General features: G+C 71.4%; 19 protein-coding genes. 4 read left to right on the top strand and 15 right to left on the bottom strand.

All coding sequences use genetic code 11. From position 1 onward, the window contains the following. Positions 1–36: 36 nt before the first annotated feature. The 5 genes from ffh to nsdA form a co-directional block, all read right to left on the bottom strand. A complete protein-coding gene (gene ffh / locus ACSMXR_RS27680) occupies positions 37–1,587 on the bottom strand; it encodes a signal recognition particle protein (protein ID WP_473170147.1) in 1,551 nt (516 codons plus the stop codon). 130 nt (positions 1,588–1,717) lie between these two features. Then, complete coding sequence (locus tag ACSMXR_RS27675; protein ID WP_218524581.1) at positions 1,718–4,177, bottom strand: [protein-PII] uridylyltransferase; 2,460 nt, start codon at positions 4,175–4,177, stop codon at positions 1,718–1,720. A 29-nt stretch (positions 4,178–4,206) separates the two neighbouring features. After that, on the bottom strand, positions 4,207–4,545 hold the full coding sequence (locus tag ACSMXR_RS27670) for a P-II family nitrogen regulator (RefSeq protein ID WP_006127894.1): 339 nt from the start codon (positions 4,543–4,545) through the stop codon (positions 4,207–4,209). After that, positions 4,542–5,894 (bottom strand): ammonium transporter, encoded by a 1,353-nt coding sequence (locus tag ACSMXR_RS27665; RefSeq protein WP_137234476.1) that lies wholly within the window; start codon positions 5,892–5,894, stop codon positions 4,542–4,544. Before ACSMXR_RS27665 ends, ACSMXR_RS27670 begins: the two co-directional genes overlap by 4 nt. 357 nt (positions 5,895–6,251) lie before the next feature. Further along, positions 6,252–7,727: a transcriptional repressor NsdA gene (gene nsdA / locus ACSMXR_RS27660; RefSeq protein WP_137234477.1), complete on the bottom strand. Its 1,476-nt coding sequence runs from the start codon at positions 7,725–7,727 to the stop codon at positions 6,252–6,254. A gap of 455 nt (positions 7,728–8,182) precedes the next feature. Here nsdA and ACSMXR_RS27655 point away from each other — a divergent pair, with 455 nt between their 5' ends. Further along, positions 8,183–8,830, top strand: a complete 648-nt coding sequence (locus ACSMXR_RS27655) for a bifunctional DNA primase/polymerase (RefSeq protein ID WP_137234478.1) — start codon at positions 8,183–8,185, stop codon at positions 8,828–8,830. Between the two features lie 103 nt (positions 8,831–8,933). Here the strand turns inward: ACSMXR_RS27655 and ftsY are convergent, their stop codons facing one another. After that, positions 8,934–10,139 (bottom strand): signal recognition particle-docking protein FtsY, encoded by a 1,206-nt coding sequence (ftsY, locus tag ACSMXR_RS27650; RefSeq protein ID WP_137234479.1) that lies wholly within the window; start codon positions 10,137–10,139, stop codon positions 8,934–8,936. Positions 10,140–10,331: 192 nt separating this feature from the next. Here ftsY and ACSMXR_RS27645 point away from each other — a divergent pair, with 192 nt between their 5' ends. Further along, the gene (locus tag ACSMXR_RS27645) at positions 10,332–11,318 is read left to right on the top strand and encodes an LLM class flavin-dependent oxidoreductase (RefSeq protein ID WP_137234480.1); all 987 of its coding nucleotides are present in this window, start codon (positions 10,332–10,334) and stop codon (positions 11,316–11,318) included. 65 nt (positions 11,319–11,383) lie between these two features. Here the strand turns inward: ACSMXR_RS27645 and ACSMXR_RS27640 are convergent, their stop codons facing one another. The 4 genes from ACSMXR_RS27640 to ACSMXR_RS27625 all read right to left on the bottom strand — a co-directional run bounded on the left by ACSMXR_RS27640 (position 11,384) and on the right by ACSMXR_RS27625 (position 18,122). Then, complete coding sequence (locus ACSMXR_RS27640) at positions 11,384–12,802, bottom strand: sugar porter family MFS transporter (RefSeq protein WP_137234481.1); 1,419 nt, start codon at positions 12,800–12,802, stop codon at positions 11,384–11,386. Positions 12,803–13,033: 231 nt separating this feature from the next. Next, positions 13,034–16,867, bottom strand: coding sequence for an AAA family ATPase (locus ACSMXR_RS27635; RefSeq protein ID WP_473170146.1), 3,834 nt, complete (start codon positions 16,865–16,867; stop codon positions 13,034–13,036). A 322-nt stretch (positions 16,868–17,189) separates the two neighbouring features. Continuing rightward, on the bottom strand, positions 17,190–17,402 hold the full coding sequence (locus ACSMXR_RS27630; protein ID WP_006127885.1) for a hypothetical protein: 213 nt from the start codon (positions 17,400–17,402) through the stop codon (positions 17,190–17,192). A gap of 438 nt (positions 17,403–17,840) precedes the next feature. Beyond that, on the bottom strand, positions 17,841–18,122 hold the full coding sequence (locus ACSMXR_RS27625) for an acylphosphatase (RefSeq protein WP_103512709.1): 282 nt from the start codon (positions 18,120–18,122) through the stop codon (positions 17,841–17,843). Positions 18,123–18,358: 236 nt separating this feature from the next. Here ACSMXR_RS27625 and ACSMXR_RS27620 point away from each other — a divergent pair, with 236 nt between their 5' ends. Further along, positions 18,359–19,318, top strand: a complete 960-nt coding sequence (locus ACSMXR_RS27620) for a CAP domain-containing protein (RefSeq protein WP_473170145.1) — start codon at positions 18,359–18,361, stop codon at positions 19,316–19,318. Positions 19,319–19,402: 84 nt separating this feature from the next. Continuing rightward, complete coding sequence (locus ACSMXR_RS27615; protein WP_137234484.1) at positions 19,403–19,819, top strand: winged helix-turn-helix transcriptional regulator; 417 nt, start codon at positions 19,403–19,405, stop codon at positions 19,817–19,819. Here the strand turns inward: ACSMXR_RS27615 and mutM are convergent. The 5 genes from mutM to ACSMXR_RS27590 all read right to left on the bottom strand — a co-directional run bounded on the left by mutM (position 19,792) and on the right by ACSMXR_RS27590 (position 23,744). Beyond that, complete coding sequence (gene mutM, locus ACSMXR_RS27610; RefSeq protein WP_006127881.1) at positions 19,792–20,652, bottom strand: bifunctional DNA-formamidopyrimidine glycosylase/DNA-(apurinic or apyrimidinic site) lyase; 861 nt, start codon at positions 20,650–20,652, stop codon at positions 19,792–19,794. The two genes, ACSMXR_RS27615 and mutM, sit on opposite strands and share 28 nt — an antisense overlap. 150 nt (positions 20,653–20,802) lie before the next feature. Continuing rightward, positions 20,803–21,627, bottom strand: coding sequence for a ribonuclease III (gene rnc / locus ACSMXR_RS27605; protein ID WP_030085026.1), 825 nt, complete (start codon positions 21,625–21,627; stop codon positions 20,803–20,805). Between the two features lie 19 nt (positions 21,628–21,646). Continuing rightward, complete coding sequence (gene rpmF, locus ACSMXR_RS27600; RefSeq protein ID WP_003965982.1) at positions 21,647–21,820, bottom strand: 50S ribosomal protein L32; 174 nt, start codon at positions 21,818–21,820, stop codon at positions 21,647–21,649. 2 nt (positions 21,821–21,822) lie between these two features. After that, a complete protein-coding gene (locus ACSMXR_RS27595; protein WP_242736899.1) occupies positions 21,823–22,398 on the bottom strand; it encodes a YceD family protein in 576 nt (191 codons plus the stop codon). Between the two features lie 254 nt (positions 22,399–22,652). Next, the gene (locus ACSMXR_RS27590; RefSeq protein WP_473170144.1) at positions 22,653–23,744 is read right to left on the bottom strand and encodes an ATP synthase F0 subunit B; all 1,092 of its coding nucleotides are present in this window, start codon (positions 23,742–23,744) and stop codon (positions 22,653–22,655) included. Positions 23,745–23,797 lie beyond the last annotated feature (53 nt).

The raw sequence follows: 23,797 nt of genomic DNA, 5'->3' as shown, positions 1-23,797 counted from the left end.
GAGGGCGCCCCTTACGCATGTCTCATGCCGTGCCGCTTACATGAACTTCTTGAACTCGTCCGGCAGCTCGAAGTTCTTGTCGTCCTGGGCGGGCAGACCGAACGCGCCGCCGCTCTGGGCCGCCTGCTCGCGGCGCTCCGCGGCGGCTGCCTCCTCGGCCTTGCGCTTCATGGGGTTGCCGCTCTTGCGCTTGCCCTTGGCCTGCTTGACCTGCTTCTTCTGCCGGCCGGGACCGCCGCCCATGCCCGGCATCCCAGGCATCCCGGGCATGCCGCCGCCCTGGGCCATCTTCGACATCATCTTGCGGGCCTCGAAGAAGCGCTCCACCAGGCTCTTGACCGCGGAGACCTCGACGCCCGAGCCCTTGGCGATACGGGCCCGGCGCGAGCCGTTGATGAGCGTCGGCTCGGCGCGCTCCTTGGGGGTCATCGACTTGATGATCGCGGCGGTGCGGTCGATGTCGCGCTCGTCGATGTTGTTGATCTGGTCCTTGATCTGCCCCATGCCGGGCAGCATCCCGAGCAGCTTGGAGATGGAGCCCATCTTGCGGACCTGCTCCATCTGCGCCAGGAAGTCGTCGAGGGTGAAGTCCTTCCCACCCTTGCTCGACTGCAGCTTCGAGGCCATTTTGGCGGCCTCTTCCTGGCTGAACGTCTTCTCCGCCTGCTCGATCAGGGTGAGCAGGTCACCCATGTCGAGGATGCGGGAGGCCATCCGGTCCGGGTGGAACGCGTCGAAGTCCTCCAGCTTCTCGCCGTTCGACGCGAACATGACCTGCTTGCCCGTGACATGGGCGATCGACAGGGCCGCACCACCGCGGGCGTCGCCGTCGAGCTTGGAGAGGACCACGCCGTCGAAGCCGACGCCGTCGCGGAAGGCCTCGGCGGTGTTGACCGCGTCCTGACCGATCATCGCGTCGACGACGAAGAGGATCTCGTCGGGGCTGACGGCGTCGCGGATGTCCGCGGCCTGCTGCATCAGCTCCTGGTCGATGCCGAGGCGGCCGGCGGTGTCGACGATGACGATGTCGTGGACCTTGGCCTTGGCGAACTCGATGGAGTCCTTGGCGACCTGGACCGGGTCGCCGACGCCGTTGCCCGGCTCGGGGGCGTACACCGCGACGGCGGCGCGCTCGGCGACGACGCTCAGCTGGTTGACGGCGTTGGGGCGCTGGAGGTCACAGGCGACGAGCAGCGGGGAGTGGCCCTGGCCCTTGAGCCAGAGGCCGAGCTTTCCGGCGAGCGTCGTCTTACCGGCGCCCTGGAGGCCGGCGAGCATGATCACGGTGGGTGCGGTCTTGGCGAACCGCAGCCGCCGGGTCTCGCCGCCGAGGATGGCGACGAGCTCCTCGTTGACGATCTTGACGACCTGCTGGGCGGGGTTCAGCGCCTGGGAGACCTCGACGCCGCGCGCCCGCTCCTTCACGTTGGCGATGAAGGCCCGGACCACGGGCAGGGCGACGTCGGCTTCCAGCAGGGCGATACGGATCTCGCGTGCCGTGGCGTCGATGTCCGCCTCGGACAAGCGGCCCTTGCCCCTGAGGTTCTTGAAAGTCGCGCTAAGGCGGTCGGAGAGAGTATCGAACACGGCGCTCGTCGGTCCTCAGGGTCGGGGGCGGGGCAGGTCAATCGCCCTCCAGGGTATCCGTCCCCCGGAGAACACCAAGCCCTCGCCCGGATCCGGTGCCGGGCGAGGGCTTCGAAAAGCGTCCGGCACGTCAGCCGAGGGCCTTCTCGACCTCCCGGGCGACCTCGGCGGCCCGGTCCGGGAACAGGGGTTCGCCGTCGGTGCCGGTGACGTAGAAGGCGTCCACGGCGTTGGCGCCGAGGGTGGAGACATGGGCGCTCCGCACCCGTACCGCACTGCCTTCCAGGGCCCGGCCGATCCGGTGCAGCAGGCCCGGGGCGTCCTGGGCGCGGACCTCGATGACGGTGGCCCGGCGGGAGCCCGCGGCGGCCACGGTGACCCGGGGCGGCGGGGCCTTCACCCCGCGCCGGCGCGGATAGGCGGCCTCGCGCTCGGCGAGCCGGGCCCGGATGTCCAGGGAGCCGTCCAGGGCGCGTACGAGGTCGGCGCGGAGCCGGGCGGCCTGCGGGAGGGAGCCGTACTCGGCGGCGACCCGCCAGCTGAGCAGCAGCAGGTCCGCCCGCTCCCCCAGCTCGTTCGGCAGCTCCACCGCGCGCAGGTCGGCGGCGCGCACGGTGAGGCGGTGCAGGGCGAGGACCCCGGCGGCGGCGGGCAGCACGCCCGGGCGGTCGGGCAGGGCGATGAGGAGTTCGACGCCGACGGGTTCCACCTCGCCGTCCCCGGCGGGCTCCTCGGGCTGGGTGTGCAGGGCGAGGACGGGTTCGCCGGTGCGCAGGGCCTCGATGGCGAGGCGTTCGTGCTCGGCGCTGGGGGCCGCGTCGTCGGGCTCGTCGGGGAACTCTCCGGCGAGCACCGCTCCGACCCGTTTGACCAGGTCGGCGACGAGGGAGGCGCGCCAGGCGGACCAGGCGGCGGGCCCGGTGGCGAGCGCGTCGGCCTCGGTGAGGGCGTGCAGCAGCTCCAGGGTGGAGGCGCTGGAGACGGCCCCGGCGACGGCCTGGACGGTGGCGGGGTCGTCGAGGTCGCGCCGGGTGGCGGTGTCGACGAGCAGCAGATGGTGGCGTACGAGGGTGGCGATGACGCCCACGTCGTGCTTGTCGAAGCCGATCCGGGCGGCCATGTCGCGGGCGATGACCTCGCCGGCCACGGAGTGGTCGCCGGGCCAGCCCTTGCCGATGTCGTGGAGCAGGGCTGCGACCAGGAGGAGGTCGGGGCGGTGGACGCGGCGGGTGAGGGCGGAGGCGCGGACGGCGGTCTCCACCAGGTGCCGGTCGACGGTCCAGGTGTGGACGGCGTTGCGCTGGGGACGGCAGTGGACGCGTTCCCAGTCGGGCAGCAGCCGGGTGATGATCCCTTCCGCTTCGAGCGCCTCCCAGACGCCGACGGTGGCCTCACCGGCGCCGAGCAGCGTGACGAGTTCCTCGCGGGCCTCCGGCGGCCACGGGACCGGCAGCGGCTGGGCGGTGGTCGCCAGGTGGCGGACGAGGTGGCGGGAGAGCGGGAGTCCGGCCTCGGCGGCGGCCGCGGCGGCGCGCAGGGTGAGGACCGGGTCGCGTTCGGGGCGGGCGGCGCGGGCGAGGACCACTTCGCCGTCCGCGTCGACGACGCCGTCGGCGAGGGGGGTGCGTTCGGGGGCGGCCTTGGAGCCGAGGCCGCCGCTGAGCATGGCGCGGAGCTTCGGGCGGACCGAGCGGGCGCGCAGGACCCGGTTGACCTCGCGCCAGGTGACGTCGGTGGCGTACGAGACGGTGCGGGCGGCCTCGTAGACCTTGCGCAGCAGGACGTCGGCGTCGAGCAGGCCGAGGGCCTCGGCGACCTGGTCCTGTTCCTGGAGGGCGAGCCGGTCGGTGGCGCGCCCGGTGGTGAGGTGGAGGGCGTCGCGGGCGTCGAGGAGGGTGCGGCGGGCCTCGGCGAGTCCTTCGCGGGGCGCGTCGGCGACCCAGGAGGCGGCGACCGCGCGCAGGGCGGTGGCGTCCCGGAGGCCGCCGCGGGCCTCCTTGAGGTCGGGTTCCAGGAGGAACTGGAGCTCGCCCGCCCGCTCCGCGCGCTCCTGGCAGAGCTCGTGGAGGGCGGGGAGGCGTTTGGGGGCCTGGTTGCGCCAGTCGGCGAGGATCGCGGTGCGCAGGGAGGCGACGAGACCGAGGTCGCCGGCGACCGGGCGGGCGTCCAGCAGGCCGAGCTGGACCTTGAGGTCCTCGCCCGCCGTCTTCCTTGCCTCGCCGGGGGTGCGTACGGAGTGGTCGAGGGCCAGGCCCAGGTCCCAGACCGGATACCAGATCGCGTCGGCGAGGGCGGCGAGGGCCGCCGCGTCGGCGCTGCCGTCGTGCAGGAGCAGCAGGTCGAGGTCGCTGCGCGGGGAGAGTTCGCCGCGGCCGTAGCCGCCGACGGCGACGAGGGCGGCGCCGCGCACGTGGGCGCGGGTCGCGGCGGCGGTGAACAGGCCGGTGAGCCAGTCGTCGGTGAGGCGGGCGAGGGCCGCACGGCGCGGCGGCCCGGACCGCGCCTCCTGCTGGAGGAGGCGCAGCCGGGCCGCCGCGTAGCCGCTGGGTCCCGAGCCTTCGGTTTCGGTGGTCACTTCGGTACTCGTCACCCAGCTGCCTTCCGTTTGCGGGCCGTCGGTCAGAGGGCGTCCGGGCCGCGCTCGCCGGTCCGTACGCGGACGGCGGTGTCGACCGGGACGCTCCAGACCTTGCCGTCTCCGATCTTGCCGGTACGGGCGGCCTTGACGACGACCTCGATGAGCTGTTCGGCGTCCTCGTCCTCGACGAGGACCTCGATGCGGATCTTGGGCACCAGGTCGACGGTGTACTCGGCGCCCCGGTAGACCTCGGTGTGGCCGCGCTGCCGCCCGTAACCGCTGGCCTCGGTGACGGTGAGCCCCTGGACGCCGAAGGCCTGGAGGGCCTCCTTGATCTCGTCCAGCCGGTGGGGCTTCACGACTGCGGTGATGAGCTTCATGCGTCCACCTTCTTTGCCTTCGGTGCTGCCGTCGGGTCCGCCGCGGGGGCGGTGGTGCGGGAGACCGAGCCGCCGCCGGTGCCGCTGAAGTCGTAGGCCGTCTCGGCGTGCTCGACCTGGTCGATGCCGGAGATCTCGTCGTCCTCGGAGACCCGCATCCCGATGGTCTTGTGGAGCAGGAGGGCGATGAGGCCGGAGACGACCAGAGAGTACGCGAGGACCGCGACGACGCCGACGACCTGCTTGCCGAGCTGGTCGACACCGCCGCCGTAGAAGAGGCCCTTGGCGTCGGACTGGACACCGCCGGTGGCGAAGAAGCCGACGAGGAGGGAGCCGATGATGCCGCCGACGAGGTGGACGCCGACGACGTCGAGGGAGTCGTCGTAGCCGAACTTGTACTTCAGGCCGACCGCCATGGCGCACAGGACACCGGCGATGGCGCCGACCGCGATCGCGCCGAGCGGGGAGACGGAACCACCCGCGGGGGTGATGGCGACCAGGCCGGAGACCGCGCCGGAGGCGGCGCCGAGGGTGGTGAAGGAGCCGTGCCGCAGCTTCTCGTAGACGAGCCAGCCGAGGACCGCGGCGGCGGTGGCGACCTGGGTGTTCAGGAACATGACCGCGCCGACGCCGTCGTCGTTGCCGAGCCAGGATCCGGCGTTGAAGCCGAACCAGCCGAACCACAGGAGGGCCGCGCCGAGCATGACGAGCGGCAGGCTGTGCGGCCGCATCGGGTCCTTCTTGAAGCCGATGCGCTTGCCGATGACGAAGATGACGCCGAGGGCCGCGGCGCCCGCGTTGATGTGGACGGCCGTACCGCCGGCGAAGTCGATGACGCCCATGTCGAAGAGCCAGCCGCCCGAGCCCCAGACCCAGTGGGCGACGGGGAAGTAGACGATGGTGACCCACAGGACGATGAACAGCGCCCAGGCGGTGAACTTCACGCGGTCGGCGAGCGCACCGCTGATCAGGGCCGGGGTGAGGATCGCGAACATCAGCTGGAAGGCGGCGAAGACGTACACCGGGATGGTGGTGCCGTCCCAGAGTTCGGTGATGCCGATCCCGCTGAGGCCGACGTAGTCGCCGCTCCAGCCGATGACCGAACCGATGTCGGAGCCGAAGGCGAGGCTGAATCCGTAGAGCACCCACAGGATCGTGACGATCCCGAGGCTGATGAAGCTCATCATCAGCATGTTCAGGGTGCTCTTGACGCGGACCATGCCTCCGTAGAAGAAGGCCAGGCCGGGGGTCATGAGCATCACCAGGGCCGAGCAGATGAGCATGAACCCGGTGTTGGCGGCAGACAGCTCAGGGGCGTCTGCGGCAAGCGTCGTGATGCCTGGGGGCATCGGCGTCTCCTCGTCGTCGGTGCGGCCGCGGCGTGCGGGGGAATGCTGCGGGACCACTGGGGAAAAGGTGCGGGCCGGTTATGAGCCACGAGGTTGGCGGAGGGCCGTTTCCGGGGATGCCGCCCGATGTTTCGCGAGCGTGACGAAGAGGGATCGCGTGTTACGGCCGAATGAATCCGGGGTGGCGCGTCCGGTGCCCTGCCTATCCTGCGTCGCACGCCGCATACGGCGCGGTTGAAACGCCAGGGAGCCGGAAAACACGAAACCGGCCACGGCGGCCCTCCGTGTGACCAGGCGATGGGGGAGCCGAGTCGGGCTGTACGGAAGGGGCGCCGCGGCCGGGGCCGGTGGTGCCGGTCAGACCGCTTCGGCGGTCTCCGGCAGCTGTTCGTGGAGCAGCTCGGTGAGCCGGGCGACGTCGGCGACATCGCCGAAGTCCCTGGCAGCGGTGTCGACGGTCTTGCGCAGCCGGGTGTTCACGCGCTCGGAGCGGACCTTCTTGGCGATCTTCAGGGCGCGGGTGGCGAGCACGGTGGACTCCTCGGGCTCGCGCTGGAGGAGGTGGACGGTGGCCATGCCGATGAGGTTGAGCGCGTAGGAGCGCTGGTGCTCGTCGTCCTCGCCGAACAGCTCGACGGCCTTCTCCATGACGGGCTCGGCAAGCGAGGCGTAGGTGGGGCTGCGGCCGGCGACATAGGCCAGGTCGCGGTAGGAGTGGGCGTTCTCGCCGTTCAGCTCGGCCTCGGAGAAGAAGCGGATCCAGTCGGGCTCGGGCTCGCCGTCGAGACCGGCGTCCAGGAAGGTGTCCTCGGCCATCCGGACGGCCCGCTTGCACTTGCTGGGCTGGCCCATGTTGGCGTAGGCGCGGGCCTCCATCGCATACAGCATGGCCTGTGTACGGGAGGTGGCGCAGTCGCGGCTGCCGTACTGCGCGAGGTGGATCAGCTCCAGGGCGTCGTCGGGGCGGCCCAGGTGGATCATCTGGCGGCTCATGCTGGAGAGGATGTAGCTGCCGAGCGGCTTGTCCCCGGCCTCCTTGGCGGCGTGCAGGGCGAGCACGAAGTACTTCTGGGCGGTGGGCTGGAGGCCGACGTCGTAGCTCATCCAGCCCGCCAGCTCGGCCAGTTCGGCGGCGCAGCGGAAGAGCCGCTGGGCGGTGGGGCCGGGCTGGGGCTCCTGGAGCAGGTCGGTGACCTCGTGCAGCTGCCCGACGACGGCCTTGCGGCGCAGTCCGCCGCCGCACTGGGCGTCCCACTGCCGGAACATCGCGGTGGTCGACTCCAGCAGGTCCAGCTCGGGCCGGGAGAGCCGGGAGGGGCGGTGCTCGGAGGACGGGGCCTCCGGTTCGCCGGGGCCCTGGGTGGGGACGGGCACCAGCCAGCGCTGCATCGGCTCGATGAGGGCGGGCCCGGCGGCCAGCGCCAGCGAGCTGCCGAGGAAGCCGCGCCGGGCGAGCATCAGGTCGCTGCGGGAGAACTCGCTGAGCAGGGCGACGGTCTGCGGTCCGGCCCAGGGCAGGTCGACCCCGGCCACCGAGGGTGACTGGTGGGCGGTGCGCAGCCCGAGCTGCTCGACGGCGACGACGGCGCCGAAGCGCTCGGAGAACAGCTCGGAGAGGATGCGCGGGATCGGCTCGCGCGGCTGCTCGCCGTCGAGCCAGCGCCGCACCCGGGAGGTGTCGGTGCTGATGTGGAGGGCGCCCATCTGCCGCGCCCGCCGGTTCACCTGGCGCGCCAGCTCGCCCTTGGACCAGCCACTGCGCACGAACCACGAACCCAACTGTCCGTTGGGACGCTTTCCGGCATCCGTGCCGCCTGCGCCGCTGCCACTCACTGGAACGCCCCCATCCCGCTGAAACCTCATCGCGCGAACCATTATCAGAATGCCGTGCATCGGTGCTGTCCGTCCGGGAGTTGGCCCCCGTCGGCATCTCGACTTCACCGAACACCGTCGAACAGGAAATCGGGTTGCCCGCGGCATACCCGTGGGTGCACATACTCCCAGGGTTCGTGTACCGACGGTAATCCTACGATCACCCCTCCCGCGAGGGGAATTGAGGAAACGCCACCATTCGCCACCCCTTCGAATGAACCCGACTGCCGCTGGGCGCGCTTGACTTGAGCGACCAGGACCGAGGGCGAGCGGATGGAAGCACTCGGGGGCGCGTACACCGTGTCGCACTCCCTTTCGCACTACCGCGCACGCCACTCGATCGAGTTGCAGCGACGGAGGGTTACCCGAGCGACGCGGGTCGTAACCACCGGCGAGCCGGACCCGTTGGAGGGGGCATGGGCTTCACGATCGGCGGCATCCGGGAGATGCGATCCGGTGCGCGGCGACGCCACCGCGGCACCGAGGGCACGGCGGTGGCCGAGTACACAGGGCTGTGGGGCTGGGCGGTGACGCCCGGGGCCCGGGCCGCGGCCGGCTCCTGCTCGTGCGGCGAGCCGGGCTGCCCGACGCCGGGAGCCCACCCGCTGGGCTTCGCCCGCGAGGTCCCGGCGGGCACCGGCCTGGACCGTGCGTCGGACGCCTGGGCCGAGACGCCCGGAGCGGCGATGCTGCTGCCGGTGGGCCGCTCCTTCGACGTCCTGGAGGTCGCCGAGCAGGCCGGGCGACGGGCGCTGGTGCGGCTGGAGCGGATGGGACTGCCGTCGGGGCCGGTCGCGGTGACACCGACCGGGCGGGCGCAGTTCCTCGTCGCCCCCGGGGCCGCCGCCGAGCTGCCCGAGCTGCTCTACCGGATGGGCTGGGACGACGCCGCTCTCGATCTGCGCGCCCTGGGCCCGGGTACGTACATCACCGCCCCGCCCTCCGACCTCGGCGGCCTCGGCCCGGTCCGCTGGCTGCGGCCCCCGGTGCTGGACACGGCGGCCGCTCCCCCGCAGGCGCGGCTGCTGCTGGGGACGCTGGCGTACATCTGCCACCGCTCGTAGAAGTCCGGGAACCGGCGGATCGCGGCGGCCCCGGAAACGGCGGACGGGCGGCGGGCTCCTCGCAGGAGCCGCCGCCCGTCCGCCGTACCGGATGCGAAGGGGGTCAGTCGCCGATCAGGGCGTCCACGAAGGCGCCCGGCTCGAACGGGGCGAGGTCGTCCGCCCCTTCGCCGAGCCCGATCAGCTTCACCGGTACGCCCAGCTCGCGCTGGACCGCGATGACGATGCCGCCCTTGGCGGTGCCGTCGAGCTTGGTGAGGACGATGCCGGTGATGTCCACGACCTCGGCGAAGACCCGGGCCTGCACGAGGCCGTTCTGCCCGGTGGTGGCGTCCAGGACCAGCAGGATCTCGTCCAGCGGGCCGTGCTTCTCCACGACGCGCTTGACCTTGCCCAGCTCGTCCATGAGACCGGTCTTGGTGTGCAGCCGGCCGGCGGTGTCGATGAGGACGACGTCCGCGCCTTCGGCGATGCCTTCCTTGACCGCGTCGTAGGCGATCGACGCCGGGTCGCCGCCCTCGGGCCCGCGGACCGTACGGGCGCCGACGCGCTCGCCCCAGGTCTGGAGCTGGTCGGCGGCGGCGGCGCGGAAGGTGTCGGCCGCGCCGAGCACCACGCTGCGGCCGTCGGCGACGAGCACCCGGGCCAGCTTGCCGGTGGTGGTGGTCTTTCCGGTGCCGTTGACGCCGACGACCATGACGACGCCCGGAGTCTCGGCGCCGCCCTCGGTCTTGACCTCACGGTCGAAGTCCGGGCCGAGCAGGGTGATCAGCTCTTCGCGGAGCAGGGTGCGCAGGTCCTCGGGGGTACGGGTGCCGAGCACCCGGACGCGCTCGCGGAGCCGCTCGACCAGTTCCTGGGTGGGGGCGACGCCGACGTCGGCGGTGAGGAGGGTGTCCTCGATCTCCTCCCAGGTGTCCTCGTCGAGGTTGTCGCGGGAGAGCAGGGTGAGGAGTCCCTTGCCCAGCGAGTTCTGCGAGCGGGCGAGGCGGGCCCGCAGACGGACGAGCCGGCCGGCGGTGGGCTCGGGGACCTCCAGCGCGGGGGCCTCGGCGACCGGAGCCTCCTCCTCCACGGGCGCGGTGGCGTCCGGGAGGCCGACTTCGTCGATGGTGCGCCGCGCTTCGTCGCGCGGCGTCTCGGCCTCCTCGCCGACCTGCGGCTCGGCGGGAGGAGTGATGGTCGGCGCGCTCGGCGGCGGGGGCGGCAGCTTCTTCTTCTTGCGGCTGCCGACCACGAGCCCGCCGACCAGGCCGACAGCGACCAGGGCGATGACTACAGCGAGGATGACGATTTCGACGAGTTCCATAACCCGTCCAGTATCGGCCACGGCCGTGCCGCGGGCGCTGCCCCGGCTGACCCCTCGGCGATCCGGTGGACCCGTATGCACCTTTTGGCCGCAATCCGGATGCACGCCCCTACACTTCTGACGTCCCGTCAGGTACGGTGCCGCCGCCCGCCTGCCCGTACAGCCGCCCGCTCCGGCGAAGGGACGCCCGCGATGGCCTTCACAGTGGTCCGGTTCAATCTCGTCGACCCGGCAGCCGAACCCGTGGCGCTCTCGGCCCGCTATCGCGCCGCCCTGGAGATGGCGGCGTACGCGGACGAGCACGGCGTCGACACGGTCCAGACCGAGGAGCACCACGGGGTGGCGGACTCCTGGCTGCCCTCCCCGTTCACCTTCGCAGGAGCGGTCTTCGGCGCCACCCGCCGGATCGCGGTGACCGTCTCGGCGATCATCGGGCCGCTGCACGATCCGCTGCGGCTGGCGGAGGACATCGCGGTGCTGGACCTGCTGAGCGCGGGCCGGCTGGTGACGGTGGCGGGGATCGGCTACCGCCCCGAGGAGTACGAGCGGGCCGGGGTCGAGTGGGGGCGGCGCGGCCGGCTCCAGGACGAGCTGCTGGAGACGCTGCTGGCCGCGTGGACCGGGGAGCCGTTCCCGTACCGGGGCCGTACGGTACGCGTCACCCCGCGCCCGTACACGCGGCCGCACCCGTTGCTGCTGGTCGGCGGCAGCTCGCGGGCGGCGGCGCGGCGGGCGGCCCGGCTGGGGCTGCCGCTGTTCCCGAGCGCGCATCTGCCGGAGCTGGAGGCGTACTACCACGAGCAGCGCGCGGTCCACGGGACGGAGGGCTTCTGCATGATGCCGGCGGCCGAGACGCCGCTGCTGCATGTGTCCGAGGATCCGGACCGTACGTGGGCGGAGTACGGCGAGCACTTCCTGCACGAGGCACGGACGTACGCCTCGTGGCAGTCCAAGGACATCCGCTCGGCCGTCCGCTCGGCGGCGACGACGGTGGCGGAGCTGCGCGAGGAGGGCGTGTACCGGATCGTCACCCCGGACGGGCTGAAGGCCCTGGAGGCGGAGAGCCTGGTGCTGCATCCGCTGTGCGGCGGAATGCCGGTGGAGGAGGGGTGGCGGAGCCTGCGGCTGTTCTGCGGGGCGGTGGGCCGGGAGAAGCCGACGGCCCCGGCTCAAGGGTGAGCCGGGGCCGTCGGTGAAGAGGAGAGGGGCAGCGGGGATTGGCCCGTCTCCTCCAGCACGGGGGGTCAGCCCATCTCCTCCAGCGTTTTGCCCTTGGTCTCCTTCACGAACTTGAGCACGAAGGGGATCGAGAGCACGGCGAAGCAGGCGTAGATGATGTACGTCCCCGAGAGGTTCCAGTCGGCCAGGCTCGGGAAGCTGGCGGTGATCGCCCAGTTGGCGATCCACTGCGCGAAGACGGCCACACCGAGGGCGGCGGCGCGCAGCCGGTTCGGGAACATCTCGCCCAGGAAGACCCAGACGACGACACCCCACGACAGGGCGAAGAAGAGCACGAAGGTGTGGGCGGCGATCAGGGCCACGGCGCCCTGCGCGGTGGGCAGCTTTCCGTCGACCAGGTCGGCGGAGAAGGCCCACGCCTCGACGGCCAGCGCGACCGCCATGCCGACGGAGCCGACGAGGGCGAGCGGCCTGCGGCCCACCCGGTCCACCAGCACCATCGCGATCACCGTGCCGATGATGTTGATGATCGAGGTGGTGAACGAGTAGAAGAACGAGTCGGTCGGGTCGACGCCGACGGACTGCCACAGCGTCGCCGAGTAGTAGAACGCGACGTTGATGCCCACGAGCTGCTGGAACATCGAGAGGCCGATACCGACCCAGACGATGGGCAGGAAGAAGAAGCGGTTGCCGAGCAGGTCCTTGAAGGAGGACTTGTGCTCGCGGTGCATGGCGGTCTCGATCTCGGTCACCCGCGCATCGAGGTCGATCTTGTCGCCCTCGACCTCTTCGAGGATCTTGCGAGCCTCGGCCTTCCGGCCGACCGAGATGAGGAAGCGCGGGGACTCGGGGATGGCGAAGGAGAGCAGCCCGTACAGGACGGCCGGGACGACCATCACGCCGAGCATCCACTGCCAGGCCTCCAGGCCCAGGATCTTGCCGCGCTGGTCGCCGTCGGCGATCTGGAGGACGGCGTAGTTGACCAGCTGGGAGATGGCGATGCCGATGACGATCGCGGCCTGCTGGAAGGAGCCGAGCCGGCCGCGGTAGGCGGGCGGGGAGACCTCGGCGATGTAGGCCGGGCCGATCACGGAGGCCATACCGATGGCGAAGCCGCCGATGATGCGCCACATCGCCAGGTCCCAGAGGGCGAACGGCAGTGCGGAGCCGATCGCGCTGGCCGTGAAGAGCACCGAGGCGATCTGCATGCAGCGGATGCGGCCGATCCGGTCCGCGATCCGGCCGGCGGTGGCGGCGCCGATCGCACAGCCGATCAGCGCGATGGCGATGACCTGGGCGAGGGTTCCGGAGCCGATGTCGTACCGGTCGCGGATCGCCTCGACCGCGCCGTTGATGACGGAGCTGTCGTAGCCGAAGAGGAAGCCGCCCATCGCCGCGGCCGCGGTGATGAAGATGACATGGCCGAGGTGGTCCGGATGGGCCGCCCTGGCCCCGGACTCGGGTCCGTTCGCTGTGCTGGTCACGTGAACTCCTGATGCCTGGCCGCAAGTCAGACGTGGGGGGTGAGCCTTCCCAGTGGGGCACAACATCCGGCCCGCCACCACTTGAAGGCGAAATCAACTTTGCAGAGGTTATGCGTTCAAGAAACGAAGTCAAACAGCGGGTCCAGCACGGTCCGCCCAGGAGTGCACAAAAGGTGCATTGAACCTCTGATGGTTCGGTCGTTCCGGTAAAGGGGTCGTTCCGGTAAAGGATCAGCGCAGCCGCTGGCTGATGACCTTCGAGACCCCGTCGCCCTGCATGGACACGCCGTACAGCGCGTCGGCGACCTCCATCGTCCGCTTCTGGTGCGTGATCACGATCAGCTGGGAGCTCTCCTGGAGCTCCTCCATGATCCGGATCAGCCGCTGCAGATTGGTGTCGTCGAGCGCGGCCTCGACCTCGTCCATCACATAGAACGGACTGGGCCGGGCCTTGAAGATCGACACCAGCAGCGCCACGGCCGTCAGGGACCGCTCGCCGCCCGACAGCAGGGAGAGCCGCTTCACCTTCTTGCCCGGCGGACGCGCCTCGACGTCCACCCCGGTGGCCAGCATGTTGTCCGGGTCGGTCAGGATGAGCCGCCCCTCGCCGCCGGGGAAGAGCCGCGAGAAGACGCCCTCGAACTCACGGGCGGTGTCGTGGTAGGCCTCGGTGAAGACCTGCTCGACCCGCTCGTCGACCTCCTTGATCACCTGGAGCAGATCGGCCCGGGTCTTCTTCAGGTCTTCAAGCTGCTCGGACAGGAACTTGTGCCGTTCCTCCAGCGCCGAGAACTCCTCCAGGGCGAGCGGATTCACCTTCCCGAGTTGCTGGTACGCCCGTTCGGCCGCGCGCAGCCGCTTCTCCTGCTCGGGCCGCCGGTACGCCTTCGGCTGGTTGCGCGGGTGCTCCGGGTCCTCCGGCAGTTCCTCGCCCTCCGCGGCGGGCGACGGCGGCACGAGCTGGTCGGGGCCGTACTCGGAGACCAGCCCCGCGGGCTCCACGCCCAGCTCCTCCAGGGCCTTCGTCTCCAGCTGCTCGATCCGCAGCCGCTTCTCCGCGCCCAGCACCTCGCCCCGGTGGACCGAGTCGGTGAGCTTGTCCAGCTCGCCCTTGAGCGCCCGGCCCCGGTCGCGCTCGACGGTCAGCTCGCGCTCCCGCTCGCCCTTCGCCGCCTCGGCCGACGTCCGCTCCTGGTCGGCCCGTACGAGGGACACCTCGACGTGCGCCAGCAGCTGACGGGCGCCCGAGGCCACGGCGGAGGCGACCTCGGCCTCGTACCGCAGCCGGGCCCGGCGCTGTTCGGCGCGGGTGCGCGCCTCGCGTTCGACGCGGGCGGCCCGGTCCAGCGCATCGGCGCGGCCGGCCAGCGCCTTGACCCGCTCCTCGTGCGTACGGGCCTGGAGCCGGGCCTCCATCTCGGTCTGGCGGGCGTTGGCCCCGTCGGCGGCGAGCCGGTCCCGCACCGAGGTGTCGGGCTCCTCCTCGGCCGGGGCCTCCTCGGCGACCAGCAGCCGCTCCGCCAGCTCCTCGGCCTCCTCGGTCGCCCGTTCCAGGGCCTCCTGGGCGCGGGCGGCGGACGCGGTCATCCGCTCGGCCTCGCCCGCCGCGCCCCGGGCCTGCCCGGCGAGCCGTCCGAGCTGCTGGGCGACACCGGACTTCTCCCGCTCGGCCGCCCGGCGGCGCTCCCCCAACTCCTCGACGAGCGCGGTCCGCTCCGTGCGCCGCTCCCCCGCCAGCCGCTGGGCCTCCGCCAGCTCCTCGCACCGTACGGCCAGGTCGGCCAGCTCGGCGGCGGCCTCGTCGACGGAGGCCTGCACCTCCAGGAGGCTGGGCGCCCCGGCGGACCCGCCGTGCGCGAAGTGGGCGGAGAGCACGTCCCCTTCACCGGTCACCGCGGTCAGCCCGGGGTGCGCGGCCACCAGCGCCTCGGCGTCCTCCAGCGTCCCGACGACCACCATGTCCGGTACGAGGCGGCGCACGGCCCCGACGAGCGCGGCGGGCCCGCGCACGAGGTCGGCGACGGCGGGCGCTGCGAGGGCGGTGACCGTCTCGGCACGGCCGCCCGGGAGGGCGACACCGGCGGGCGGGGCACTGTGCCGCGCGGACGGCCCGGGTTCGGTGGCGTTGTGGGCGCCGCCCTGACCGGGCAGCACGGCGGACGCGGGATGCGGAGCGCCTTCCCGTTCAGGCGTCGGCGTCTGCTCACCGGACCGCTCGGGCACGGGCGCCTGGTCCGCGGACCGCTCGGGCACGGGCGCCTGCGCACCGGACCCCTCCGGCACGGGTGTCTGCTCCCCCGACTGCTCCGGTACGTGATGAGGCCGGGCCCCCGCGCCGTCGGCCGCCGCCGTGCCCAGCAGCATCGCCGCGCGCCCCGCGTCCCGTTCGCGCAGCAGCCTGATCGCGTCGGCGGCCGTGGCCGGGTCCGTGACGGCCACCGCGTCCGCCGCAGCGCCGAGGGCGGCCGCGACGGGGATCTCGTACCCGGGCTCCACGGTCAGCAGTTCGGCGGCCGGGCCGAGCAGCCCGGCCAGCCGGTCGCGGGCGCCGAGCAGCACGCCCGTGCCGTCCTTGCGGCGCAGCCCGAGGGCCAGCGCCTCGTGCCGGGCGGCGACCGCCGCCCGTCTGCGCTCGGCGGCCGTGGCCTCCTCACGGGCCGCGCTGTGGGCGGACCGGGCCTCGGCGAGGGCCTCCTTGGCCTCCTCGTGGCGGGCGGCCAGCTCCTCGTCGACGTCGTCCAGTCCGTCGACCTCGGCCTTGAGCTGCTCGTACTCCTCCTGCGCGGTCACCGCGCGCTCCTGCGCCTCGTCGCGCGCGGCGGCCAGCCGGTCGATCTCGGCCTGGGCCGAACCGGCCCGGCTGCGGGCCGCGTTGACCTGGCCGTTCAGCCGGGCGAGCCCCTCACGCCGGTCCGCGATGGCGCGGGCGGCGTCCTTGAGGCGGCGCTCCTCGGCGGCCAGCTCGCGTTCCAGGTCGGCGCGGTGGGCCGCGGTGTCCTCCAGCGCGTGTTCGGCCGCCTCCAGGGCCGCAGTCAGCTCCGCCTCCTGCTCGCGGATCCGGGCGGCCTCGCGCTCCAGGTCCTCGGGGTCGCGGCCCCGGCGCTCCTCGGCGGGCGCCTGTGAGGCGCTGCGGACCCGGGCGTCGGCCAGCGAGATCGTGCCGCGGACCCGTTCGGCCAGCTGCGACAGCTCGTACCAGGTCTGCTGGGCGCGCTGGAGCCGGGGCGCGAGCCGGCGCACCTCGCCCTCCAGCTCGGCCTCCCGGGCGAGCGCCGCGCCCAGCTCGGCCTCGGCCGCGTCCTTGCGCTTCTTCAGCTCCGCCTCGTCGGCGACCTCGTCGCGCAGCGCGTCCCGCAGGGTCACCAGGTCGTCGGCGAGGAGCCGGAGCCTGGCGTCGCGCAGATCGGCCTGGATGACGGCGGCCCGGCGGGCGACGGCGGCCTGCCGGCCGAGCGGTTTGAGCTGGCGGCGCAGTTCGTCGGTGAGGTCCTGGACCCGGGCCAGGTTGGCGCCCATCGCGTCCAGCTTCCGCAGCGCCTTCTCTTTCCGCTTGCGGTGCTTGAGGACGCCCGCGGCCTCCTCGATGAAGGCCCGGCGGCCCATCGGGTCGGCGTGCAGCACGGAGTCCAACTGGCCCTGGCCGACGATGACGTGCATCTCACGGCCGATGCCGGAGTCGGAGAGGAGTTCCTGGATGTCGAGCAGCCGGCAGGTGTCGCCATTGATCTGGTATTCGCTGCCGCCATTGCGGAACATGATCCGAGTGATCGTCACTTCGGCGTACTCGATGGGCAATGCGCCGTCGGAATTGTCGATGGTCAGCGACACTTCGGCGCGGCCGAGCGGGGGCCGCCCGGTCGTCCCGGCGAAGATCACGTCTTCCATCTTGCCGCCGCGCAGGGATTTGGCGCCCTGTTCTCCCATGACCCAGGAGAGCGCGTCCACCACATTGGACTTTCCGGATCCATTGGGTCCGACGACGCAGGTGATCCCCGGTTCGAACCGCAGGGTGGTGGCGGACGCGAACGATTTGAAACCACGCAGGGTCAGGGCCTTGAGGTGCACGCCGCCGGACTCTACCTTTCGCTCTCGGTTTCGCTGATGAAGGTGCAGGGCACATCAGACGGTAAGCGAAGGCCGGTAGGTCCGGGACGGGGGTCGGGCAAAGAAAAAGGGACGCCGAAGCGTCCCTGTGAATCTTGCTGGCGACACGGTGGATCCAGCTGCGGTCCTGCGTGGTGCATCGCAGAGCGACCGGACAACGACGTCCCCGGTGCTGCGGGGACCCCGGTGTTCGGGGACGGCGATCCGTGACGCAGGACGAATCAGAGGTGTTCCGAGGCTGCTGAGCGTGCCCGGCCCGACCGGCCCGAAGGGGCCATCACGGTCAGGTCAGCGCAGGCTCGCCCTGGGGTACGTCGATGTCGATGCTGTCGAGCAGCGACTCTTGGTGCTGGGCGGCGGCGTTCAGCGCGTCGTTCTCGTCCTGGATCCGGGTGAGCTCGGATTCCAGGTCCTGGACGCGCTGCTGGAGCCGTCGCATCTCGGCGAGGAGTCGCGGGTCGGAACCGCCGACGTAACCGAGAAGCGCCTTTGCCATGATGGATGGTCCTCCACAATGAGTGACCGACCGATGCGGTGTGGGTCGTCAGGGGATCGCACCCGCGGTGCTCGGCAGGGCTCTGTCACCACTGCGGTTCTGCTGCTAATCAGCTCTACCGAACAGCTAAGGTGCGCGGGGTTTTCAGCGTCTCACCAAAAAGTTTGACGGTCAACACGATCACACCCTGTGTACCCGGGTGTCCCGGGGGCGCGCGGCCGGACGATCATGCGGCGCGACTCTCCTGCGGGACCCCGAGGGGTGTGCGGATCTTCGTCAATGCCGCAGCCTTGCACGACATCCCGTATCTGGCAACCATCGGTCGCCATCGGGTCCCGTCGCAGGTCATTTCGGGTGCGGGGCCCCGGACGGCGTTCCGGTGACCGTTCGGGGCGCGGTGTTCACCGAGCGGATCCGAGGGGGCCTCGCGGGACGGGATCAGCGGATGGCGAATCCGTCGTATCCACCGCGTGGGGTGTCCCAGATCTCAGTGACGCCGTCCACGCGCCCGGGAGTGTCGTCGGACCGCAGCCAGTCCAGCAGACGGTGGCAATTCTCACGTGACCCTTCAGCCACGATCTGCACTCTGCCGTCGTCGAGATTGAGGGCGAACCCGATGAGGCCGCCGATCTCCAAAGCATTTGCCCTGGTGAACCAGCGGAAGCCTACTTGCTGTACTCGGCCGCGTACCCATACGACGAGGCGCGCTTGTTCGTTCATGCCCGAACGCTAACCGGCCAATTGCTCTCGAAGCACGTCGCCCCCTTTCGCCCATGGGCTACAGTCCCGTCGCAACAGCCTCACTCGATCGGGTGAGTATCGGATGGGCGTGGACGGAAAGTCGATCAAGCGACATTCGCTCCGCGTACGACCGAATTCGATCATCGGGGCAGTTCAGCAACGGGGCAGTCGCGTGACGTCACTACGACGTCCGGAGCATCAGGAAGGCACAGCGCATGGGACGCCACCGACGATCCGCCGCAGGCCCCGCCGCTGAAGAACCCGCGGCCGGGGCCGCTTCCCGGCGCCGGGGTACGCGCCGGAAGAAGTCCGCCGTGCCGATCCGCACCGGGCTTCTCGGCGTCTCGGCGGCCGTGGCGGTCGGCGCGGTCGCCGTCGCCTCCGGCCTGCTGCCCGGCGGCGACACCTCCACCTCCGGCAACACCACCGCCGCCGACCAGGTGCGCACCGGCGGCGCTCCGGACCTGCTGACACAGGGCGGCAGCTCCACCGCGCCGGCCGACCGCTCCTCCTCCCCCACCAGCCGGGGCAGCGAGCGCCCGGAGGCGCCCGGCAAGTCCCCGTCGAAGTCGCCGTCCACGACGCCCTCGGCCTCGGACTCCCCCTCGAAGTCGGCGACGCCCTCCCCCTCGAAGAAGGCGGAGGAGTCGAAGAAGCCGGCCGCCACCCCGTCGAAGAAGTCGAAGGCGCCCTCCTCCACCCCGGAGAAGAGCACCGCCCCGGCGAGCAAGACCCCGGCCCCGCCGAAGACCTCCGCCGCCCCGCCGCCCAGCAAGAAGCCGAGCCCTTCCCCCACCGACGCCTCCGCACGCTCCGAGGTGCTGGCGCTGGTGAACCAGGAACGCGCGAAGGTCGGCTGCTCCCCGCTGTCCACCAGCGCCCCGCTGACCTCGCTCGCGCAGAACTTCAGCGAGGACATGGCGGCCCGCGGCTTCTTCGACCACACGGACCCGGACGGCGACACCCCCTGGGACCGGGCCGCCCAGGCCGGTGTGCAGGGGCTCGGCGCGGAGAACATCGCCCGCGGCCAGGCGGACGCCCAGGCCGTGATGGAGGCCTGGATGAACAGCGACGGCCACCGCGCGAACATTCTCAACTGCGACTACAAGACCATCGGCATCGGCGTCCACGAGGGCTCCGGCGGCCCGTGGTGGGTCCAGAACTTCGGCTTCTGACCCACGCCGGGTCCACCCTCAGGTCCACTTACTCCCGCACAGCGCTCCCTCGGGGTGAGCACTGTGCGGGAGTAAGCTTTTGGTATGGCCAGCGATACGGGTACGGACAGCACGAGTACGGACAGCTTCGACAGCCTCGCGTTCGACGTCTTCTCCCGCGCGTGCCCCTCGCGCTCGACGCTGGAGCATGTCACCGGCCGCTGGGGCGGTCTGACGCTCGGCGCGCTGTACGAGGAGAGCCTCCGCTTCAACGAGCTGCGCCGCCGGGTCGACGGGGTCAGCGAGAAGATGCTCTCCCAGACCCTGCACGCGCTGGAGCGCGACGGGCTCGTCCTGCGGGAGGCCCAGCCGGTCAATCCGCCGCGGGTGGACTACGAGCTCACCCCGTTCGGCCGCGAGGTCACGGAGAAGCTCCTCGGGCTGATCCATCTCGTGGAGGGGCGGATGGGCGATGTGCTCTCCGCCCGTGCGCGTTACGACGAGGCGCGCGGCGGCCGCTGACAGCGCGGGCAGTAGTAGCTGGAGCGGTTCATCCAGGCGCGGCGGCGCATCGGGGTGGAGCACCGGTTGCAGGGCTCGCCTTCGCGGCCGTACGCGTCGAGCGACCGGTCGAAGTAGCCGGACTCGCCGTTCACGTTGACGTACAGGCTGTCGAAGCTGGTGCCGCCCTGGGCGAGCGCCGCGTTCATGACGTCGCGGGCGTGGCCGAGCAGTTCGGCGGACTTGGGGCGGGTCAGGGTCGCGGTGGGCCGGTCGTAGTGCAGCTTGGCGCGCCAGAGCGCCTCGTCCGCGTAGATGTTGCCGACGCCGCTGATCAGCGACTGGTCGAGCAGGGCGCGCTTGACCGTCGTACGGCGCAGGCGCAGCGCGGTGTGGAACGCGGCGTCGTCGAAGAGCGGGTCGAGCGGGTCCCGGGCGATGTGCGCGATGGTGTCCGGCAGGCCGTCGGGGGTGTTGTCGTGCAGCGAGAGCCCGCCGAAGGTGCGCTGGTCGACGAAGCGCAGCTCGGTGCCGAGCGCGTCGTCGAACCGCATCCGGATCCGCAGGTGCTTCTCGTCGGGGGCGTCGGCGGGCTGCACCAGCAGCTGTCCGCTCATGCCGAGGTGTCCCAGGAGCGAGGCGGAGGCCTCCTCGATCGGCACCCAGAGGTACTTGCCGCGGCGCATCGCCGCCCCCAGGCGGGCTCCTCGGAGCCGGGCGGCGAAGTCGACGCCGCCCGCGAGGTGCCGGCGGACCGAGCGCGGGTGCAGGACCTCGACCTCGGTGACCGTGCGGCCGCTGACCCAGCGCTCCAGGCCCCGGCGGACGACTTCGACCTCGGGCAGCTCGGGCACGGTGCACCACTCCAGACACATCGACGGTAGTACGTGGGGGGACGGGCAGGCGAAAACGCGGTGACCGCGGTGACCACAGCGATCCGGGAGCCGCCCCTGGACAGGGAAAACCCCCCGGTGCGCAGGGCACCGAGGGGTTCTCGTCGTGCTTCAGGCCGGAGCGGCGTCCGTGTTCGGCGACGGGTCGGCAGGGGTGTCGGCGGCCCCTCCGTCGGCCGCGGACTTCTCCGCGGCCTGCCGTGCCTCTGCGGCGGCGCTGATCTCGCGCCAGGCGGACTCGGCCGCCTGCTGCTCCGCTTCCTTCTTGCTACGGCCGGTGCCGGTGCCGTACGAGACACCACCGACGCGAGCGGCAGCAGTGAAGGTCTTCTCGTGATCCGGACCGGTCTCCGTGACGAGGTACTCGGGGACTCCGAGGCTCTCGCTCGCGGTGAGCTCCTGGAGACTGGTCTTCCAGTCCAGGCCGGCGCCGAGGTTCGAGGACCTGTCGATCAGCGGGTCGAAGAGCCGGTGAACCAGCTCCGAGGCCGCGCCGAGGCCCTGGTCGAGATAGACCGCGCCGATCACTGCTTCCAGTGTGTCGGCGAGGATGGAAGCCTTGTCCCGGCCCCCCGTGCCCTCTTCACCGCGGCCGAGCCGGATGAAGGAGCCGAGTTCGAGGCCGCGGCCCACTTCCGCAAGCGCACGCGAGTTGACCACCGCGGCCCGCAACTTGGCCAGCTGGCCTTCGGGCAGGTCGGGGTGGGTGCGGTACAGCGTGTCCGTGACCACCAGGCCGAGCACCGAATCCCCGAGGAATTCGAGCCGCTCGTTGGTGGGCAGACCGCCGTTCTCGTATGCGTACGAACGGTGGGTCAGCGCACGCACCAGAAGGGCGGACTCGAGGTGATACCCGAGCCGCCCTTCCAGAAGCGTGTGGGACGAGGCTGTGTTGACGTTGTCTGCCTGCTTCTTGGCGCTGGACAACTCAGACATCGGGCCTCTCACCAGCCGCTCAGACCTCGAGGACCTGGCGCTTGTTGTAGGTGCCGCAGCTCGGGCACGCAATGTGCTGGAGCTTGGGCTCCTGGCAACGCTCGCACGAAACCAGGGTGGGGACCGCAGCCTTCCACTGCGACCGGCGGTGGCGCGTGTTGCTGCGCGACATCTTCCGCTTCGGAACAGCCACGGCTACTTCTCCTGCTTCTCGTCGACGCCCGGTTCGGCGCCGCCCATGTTGTCCTTCTCGCCGTCCTGAACGGTCTCGGCGAGTCCTTGCAGTGCCGCCCAACGGATGTCGACGGCATCGTGGTGATGGTCCGGATTCTCGTCCAGCCTGATTCCGCATTCGGAACACAGACCGGCGCAGGTCTCCTTGCACACCGGCTGCATGGGCAGTGCGAGCACTACCGCGTCACGCAGCATTGGTTCGAGGTCGAACAAGCCGTCCTCGAGGAAGAACCTGTCCTCGTCGTCCTCGGCGTCGTCGGCCGGTTCCGCCGCACTGCTGCGGCCCCGGTCATCGGCGTCAGGGTACGAGAACATTTCCTGGAAGTCCGCGTCGACCTCTACGGTCAGCGGCTCCAGACACCTTACGCACTCCCCCTCGGCGGTCGCACGGGCGGTGCCTGTGACAAGCACCCCTTCCATGACCGATTCGAGGCGGAGGTCCAGCTCCACCGGTGCGCCTTCCGGCACGCCGATGACGCCGTCGATGCCCAGGACCGGTGAACCGGGTGCTTCCACCGAGCGGGTCAGCCGCTTCATGGCACCGGGACGCCGGCCCAGCTCGTGCGTATCGAACACGAGAGGGTTGCGGTGGTCGAGGTGGCCGTTCAGGGCTTTTCCTGCTTTCGAATCATGGGTGTCGTACTGCGAAGGAAGGGCCGTCTACGGTCCGGGACGAACCGCCTCCGTTCCGAGACGAAACGGGCAGCCGGGATCGCGGACCTGTGTGCGACCGAGGATTCAGGATACTGGACGGACCGCTCAGCACCCAATCGGGTCGGCCCGCCCCGGGGTCAGCGGCCCTCTTCGTACCGGCGCAGCTGCTCCAGGTCGATCATGCTGGTGTCGAAGAGGCTGGTCTCGTCCAGCGCACCGCCGCCCTGCTGGCCGTGCCCCTGGGGCTGCTGGGGCTGTTGCTGCCAGCCGTAGTCCGGCTGGGCGGCCGGCTGGGGCGGGTAGCCGTTCGGGTCGTAGCCCTGCTGCTGGTAGGCCGCGTACGGGTCGGGCTGCTGCTGGTAGCCGTACGCGTCCTGCATGCCCTGCTGGACCGGCTGCTCCTGGTAGCCGTACGACGCCTGCGCGTAGCTCGGCTCGCCCTGCGGCTGTGCGGGGTGCTGCGGCTGCTGGGGCGCCTGCTGCGGTTCCGGGGCGGCGAGCTCGGCGAGGCCGGCCAGATAGTCGGCGTCGCTGGTGTGACCCTGGCCGCCCGCCGCGTCCTGGGCGGCCATGTGCGCGCCGAGGTCGTCGGTGGCGACCCGGCCGAGCAGCTTCTGCCGGCCCCGGCCGACCGCCTCCAGGGTCTTGGCGAGGACGGCCTCGAAGGCGCCGAACTTGGCGTCGACATAGGCGTCGGCCCGCTGCCGCAGGGTCTCCGGGTCGGCGCTGCGCTCGGGGGCCTCGGCGAAGTCGGGGTCCTGGTAGCCCTGCTCGTCCAGGCCCTGGCCACGGCCGAGGAGCTTCTCGCGGCCGCGGTCGACGGAGCCGATGGTCTTGGTGAGGACGACCTCGAAGTTGGCGAGCTTGCTGTCGACGTAGTCGTCGGCCTCGGCCCGGACCTCCTCGGCCTCTCGGCGGGCCTCGGACAGGATCCGGTCGGCCTCGCTCTGCGACTGGCGGACGATCTCGGTCTCGGAGATCAGCGAGCCGCGCTGGGCGTGGGCGGACTCGATGATCCGCTCGGCCTCGTGCCGGGCCTGCTCGGCGAGCTGCTCATGGCCGCCGAGCAGCTCCTGGGCCTGGGCGAGGGAGCCGGGCAGCGCCTGGCGCACCTCTTCGAGCATGGCGAGCAGCTCGGCGCGGTTGACCACGCACGAGGCCGACATGGGCATGGATCGGGCGCTCCCGACCGCTTCGACGATCTCGTCGAGCTTCTTCTGCACGTCCACCGTGTGCTCGCCACTCTCTGCTGCTCTGTTGAAGCTGCTGCTCCGTTGGAGAC

This window comes from Streptomyces sp. DSM 106670, assembly GCF_055792845.1.
The sequence above is the reverse complement of the archived record's forward strand: the minus strand, read 5'-3'. Positions and strand labels throughout refer to the sequence as shown.

Bases quoted from the DNA above. Each gene is read 5' to 3' on its own strand.
- rnc (WP_030085026.1), bottom strand. From the start codon at position 21,627: ATGTCTGAGTTGTCCAGCGCCAAGAAGCAGGCAGACAACGTCAACACA.
- ACSMXR_RS27595 (WP_242736899.1), bottom strand. From the start codon at position 22,398: ATGAAGCGGCTGACCCGCTCGGTGGAAGCACCCGGTTCACCGGTCCTG.
- ACSMXR_RS27630 (WP_006127885.1), bottom strand. From the start codon at position 17,402: ATGGCAAAGGCGCTTCTCGGTTACGTCGGCGGTTCCGACCCGCGACTC.
- ftsY (WP_137234479.1), bottom strand. From the start codon at position 10,139: ATGGAACTCGTCGAAATCGTCATCCTCGCTGTAGTCATCGCCCTGGTC.
- ACSMXR_RS27645 (WP_137234480.1), top strand. From the start codon at position 10,332: ATGGCCTTCACAGTGGTCCGGTTCAATCTCGTCGACCCGGCAGCCGAA.
- ACSMXR_RS27655 (WP_137234478.1), top strand. From the start codon at position 8,183: ATGGGCTTCACGATCGGCGGCATCCGGGAGATGCGATCCGGTGCGCGG.
- ACSMXR_RS27615 (WP_137234484.1), top strand. From the start codon at position 19,403: ATGGCCAGCGATACGGGTACGGACAGCACGAGTACGGACAGCTTCGAC.
- ACSMXR_RS27670 (WP_006127894.1), bottom strand. From the start codon at position 4,545: ATGAAGCTCATCACCGCAGTCGTGAAGCCCCACCGGCTGGACGAGATC.
- ACSMXR_RS27620 (WP_473170145.1), top strand. From the start codon at position 18,359: ATGGGACGCCACCGACGATCCGCCGCAGGCCCCGCCGCTGAAGAACCC.
- ACSMXR_RS27625 (WP_103512709.1), bottom strand. From the start codon at position 18,122: ATGAACGAACAAGCGCGCCTCGTCGTATGGGTACGCGGCCGAGTACAG.
- ACSMXR_RS27665 (WP_137234476.1), bottom strand. From the start codon at position 5,894: ATGCCCCCAGGCATCACGACGCTTGCCGCAGACGCCCCTGAGCTGTCT.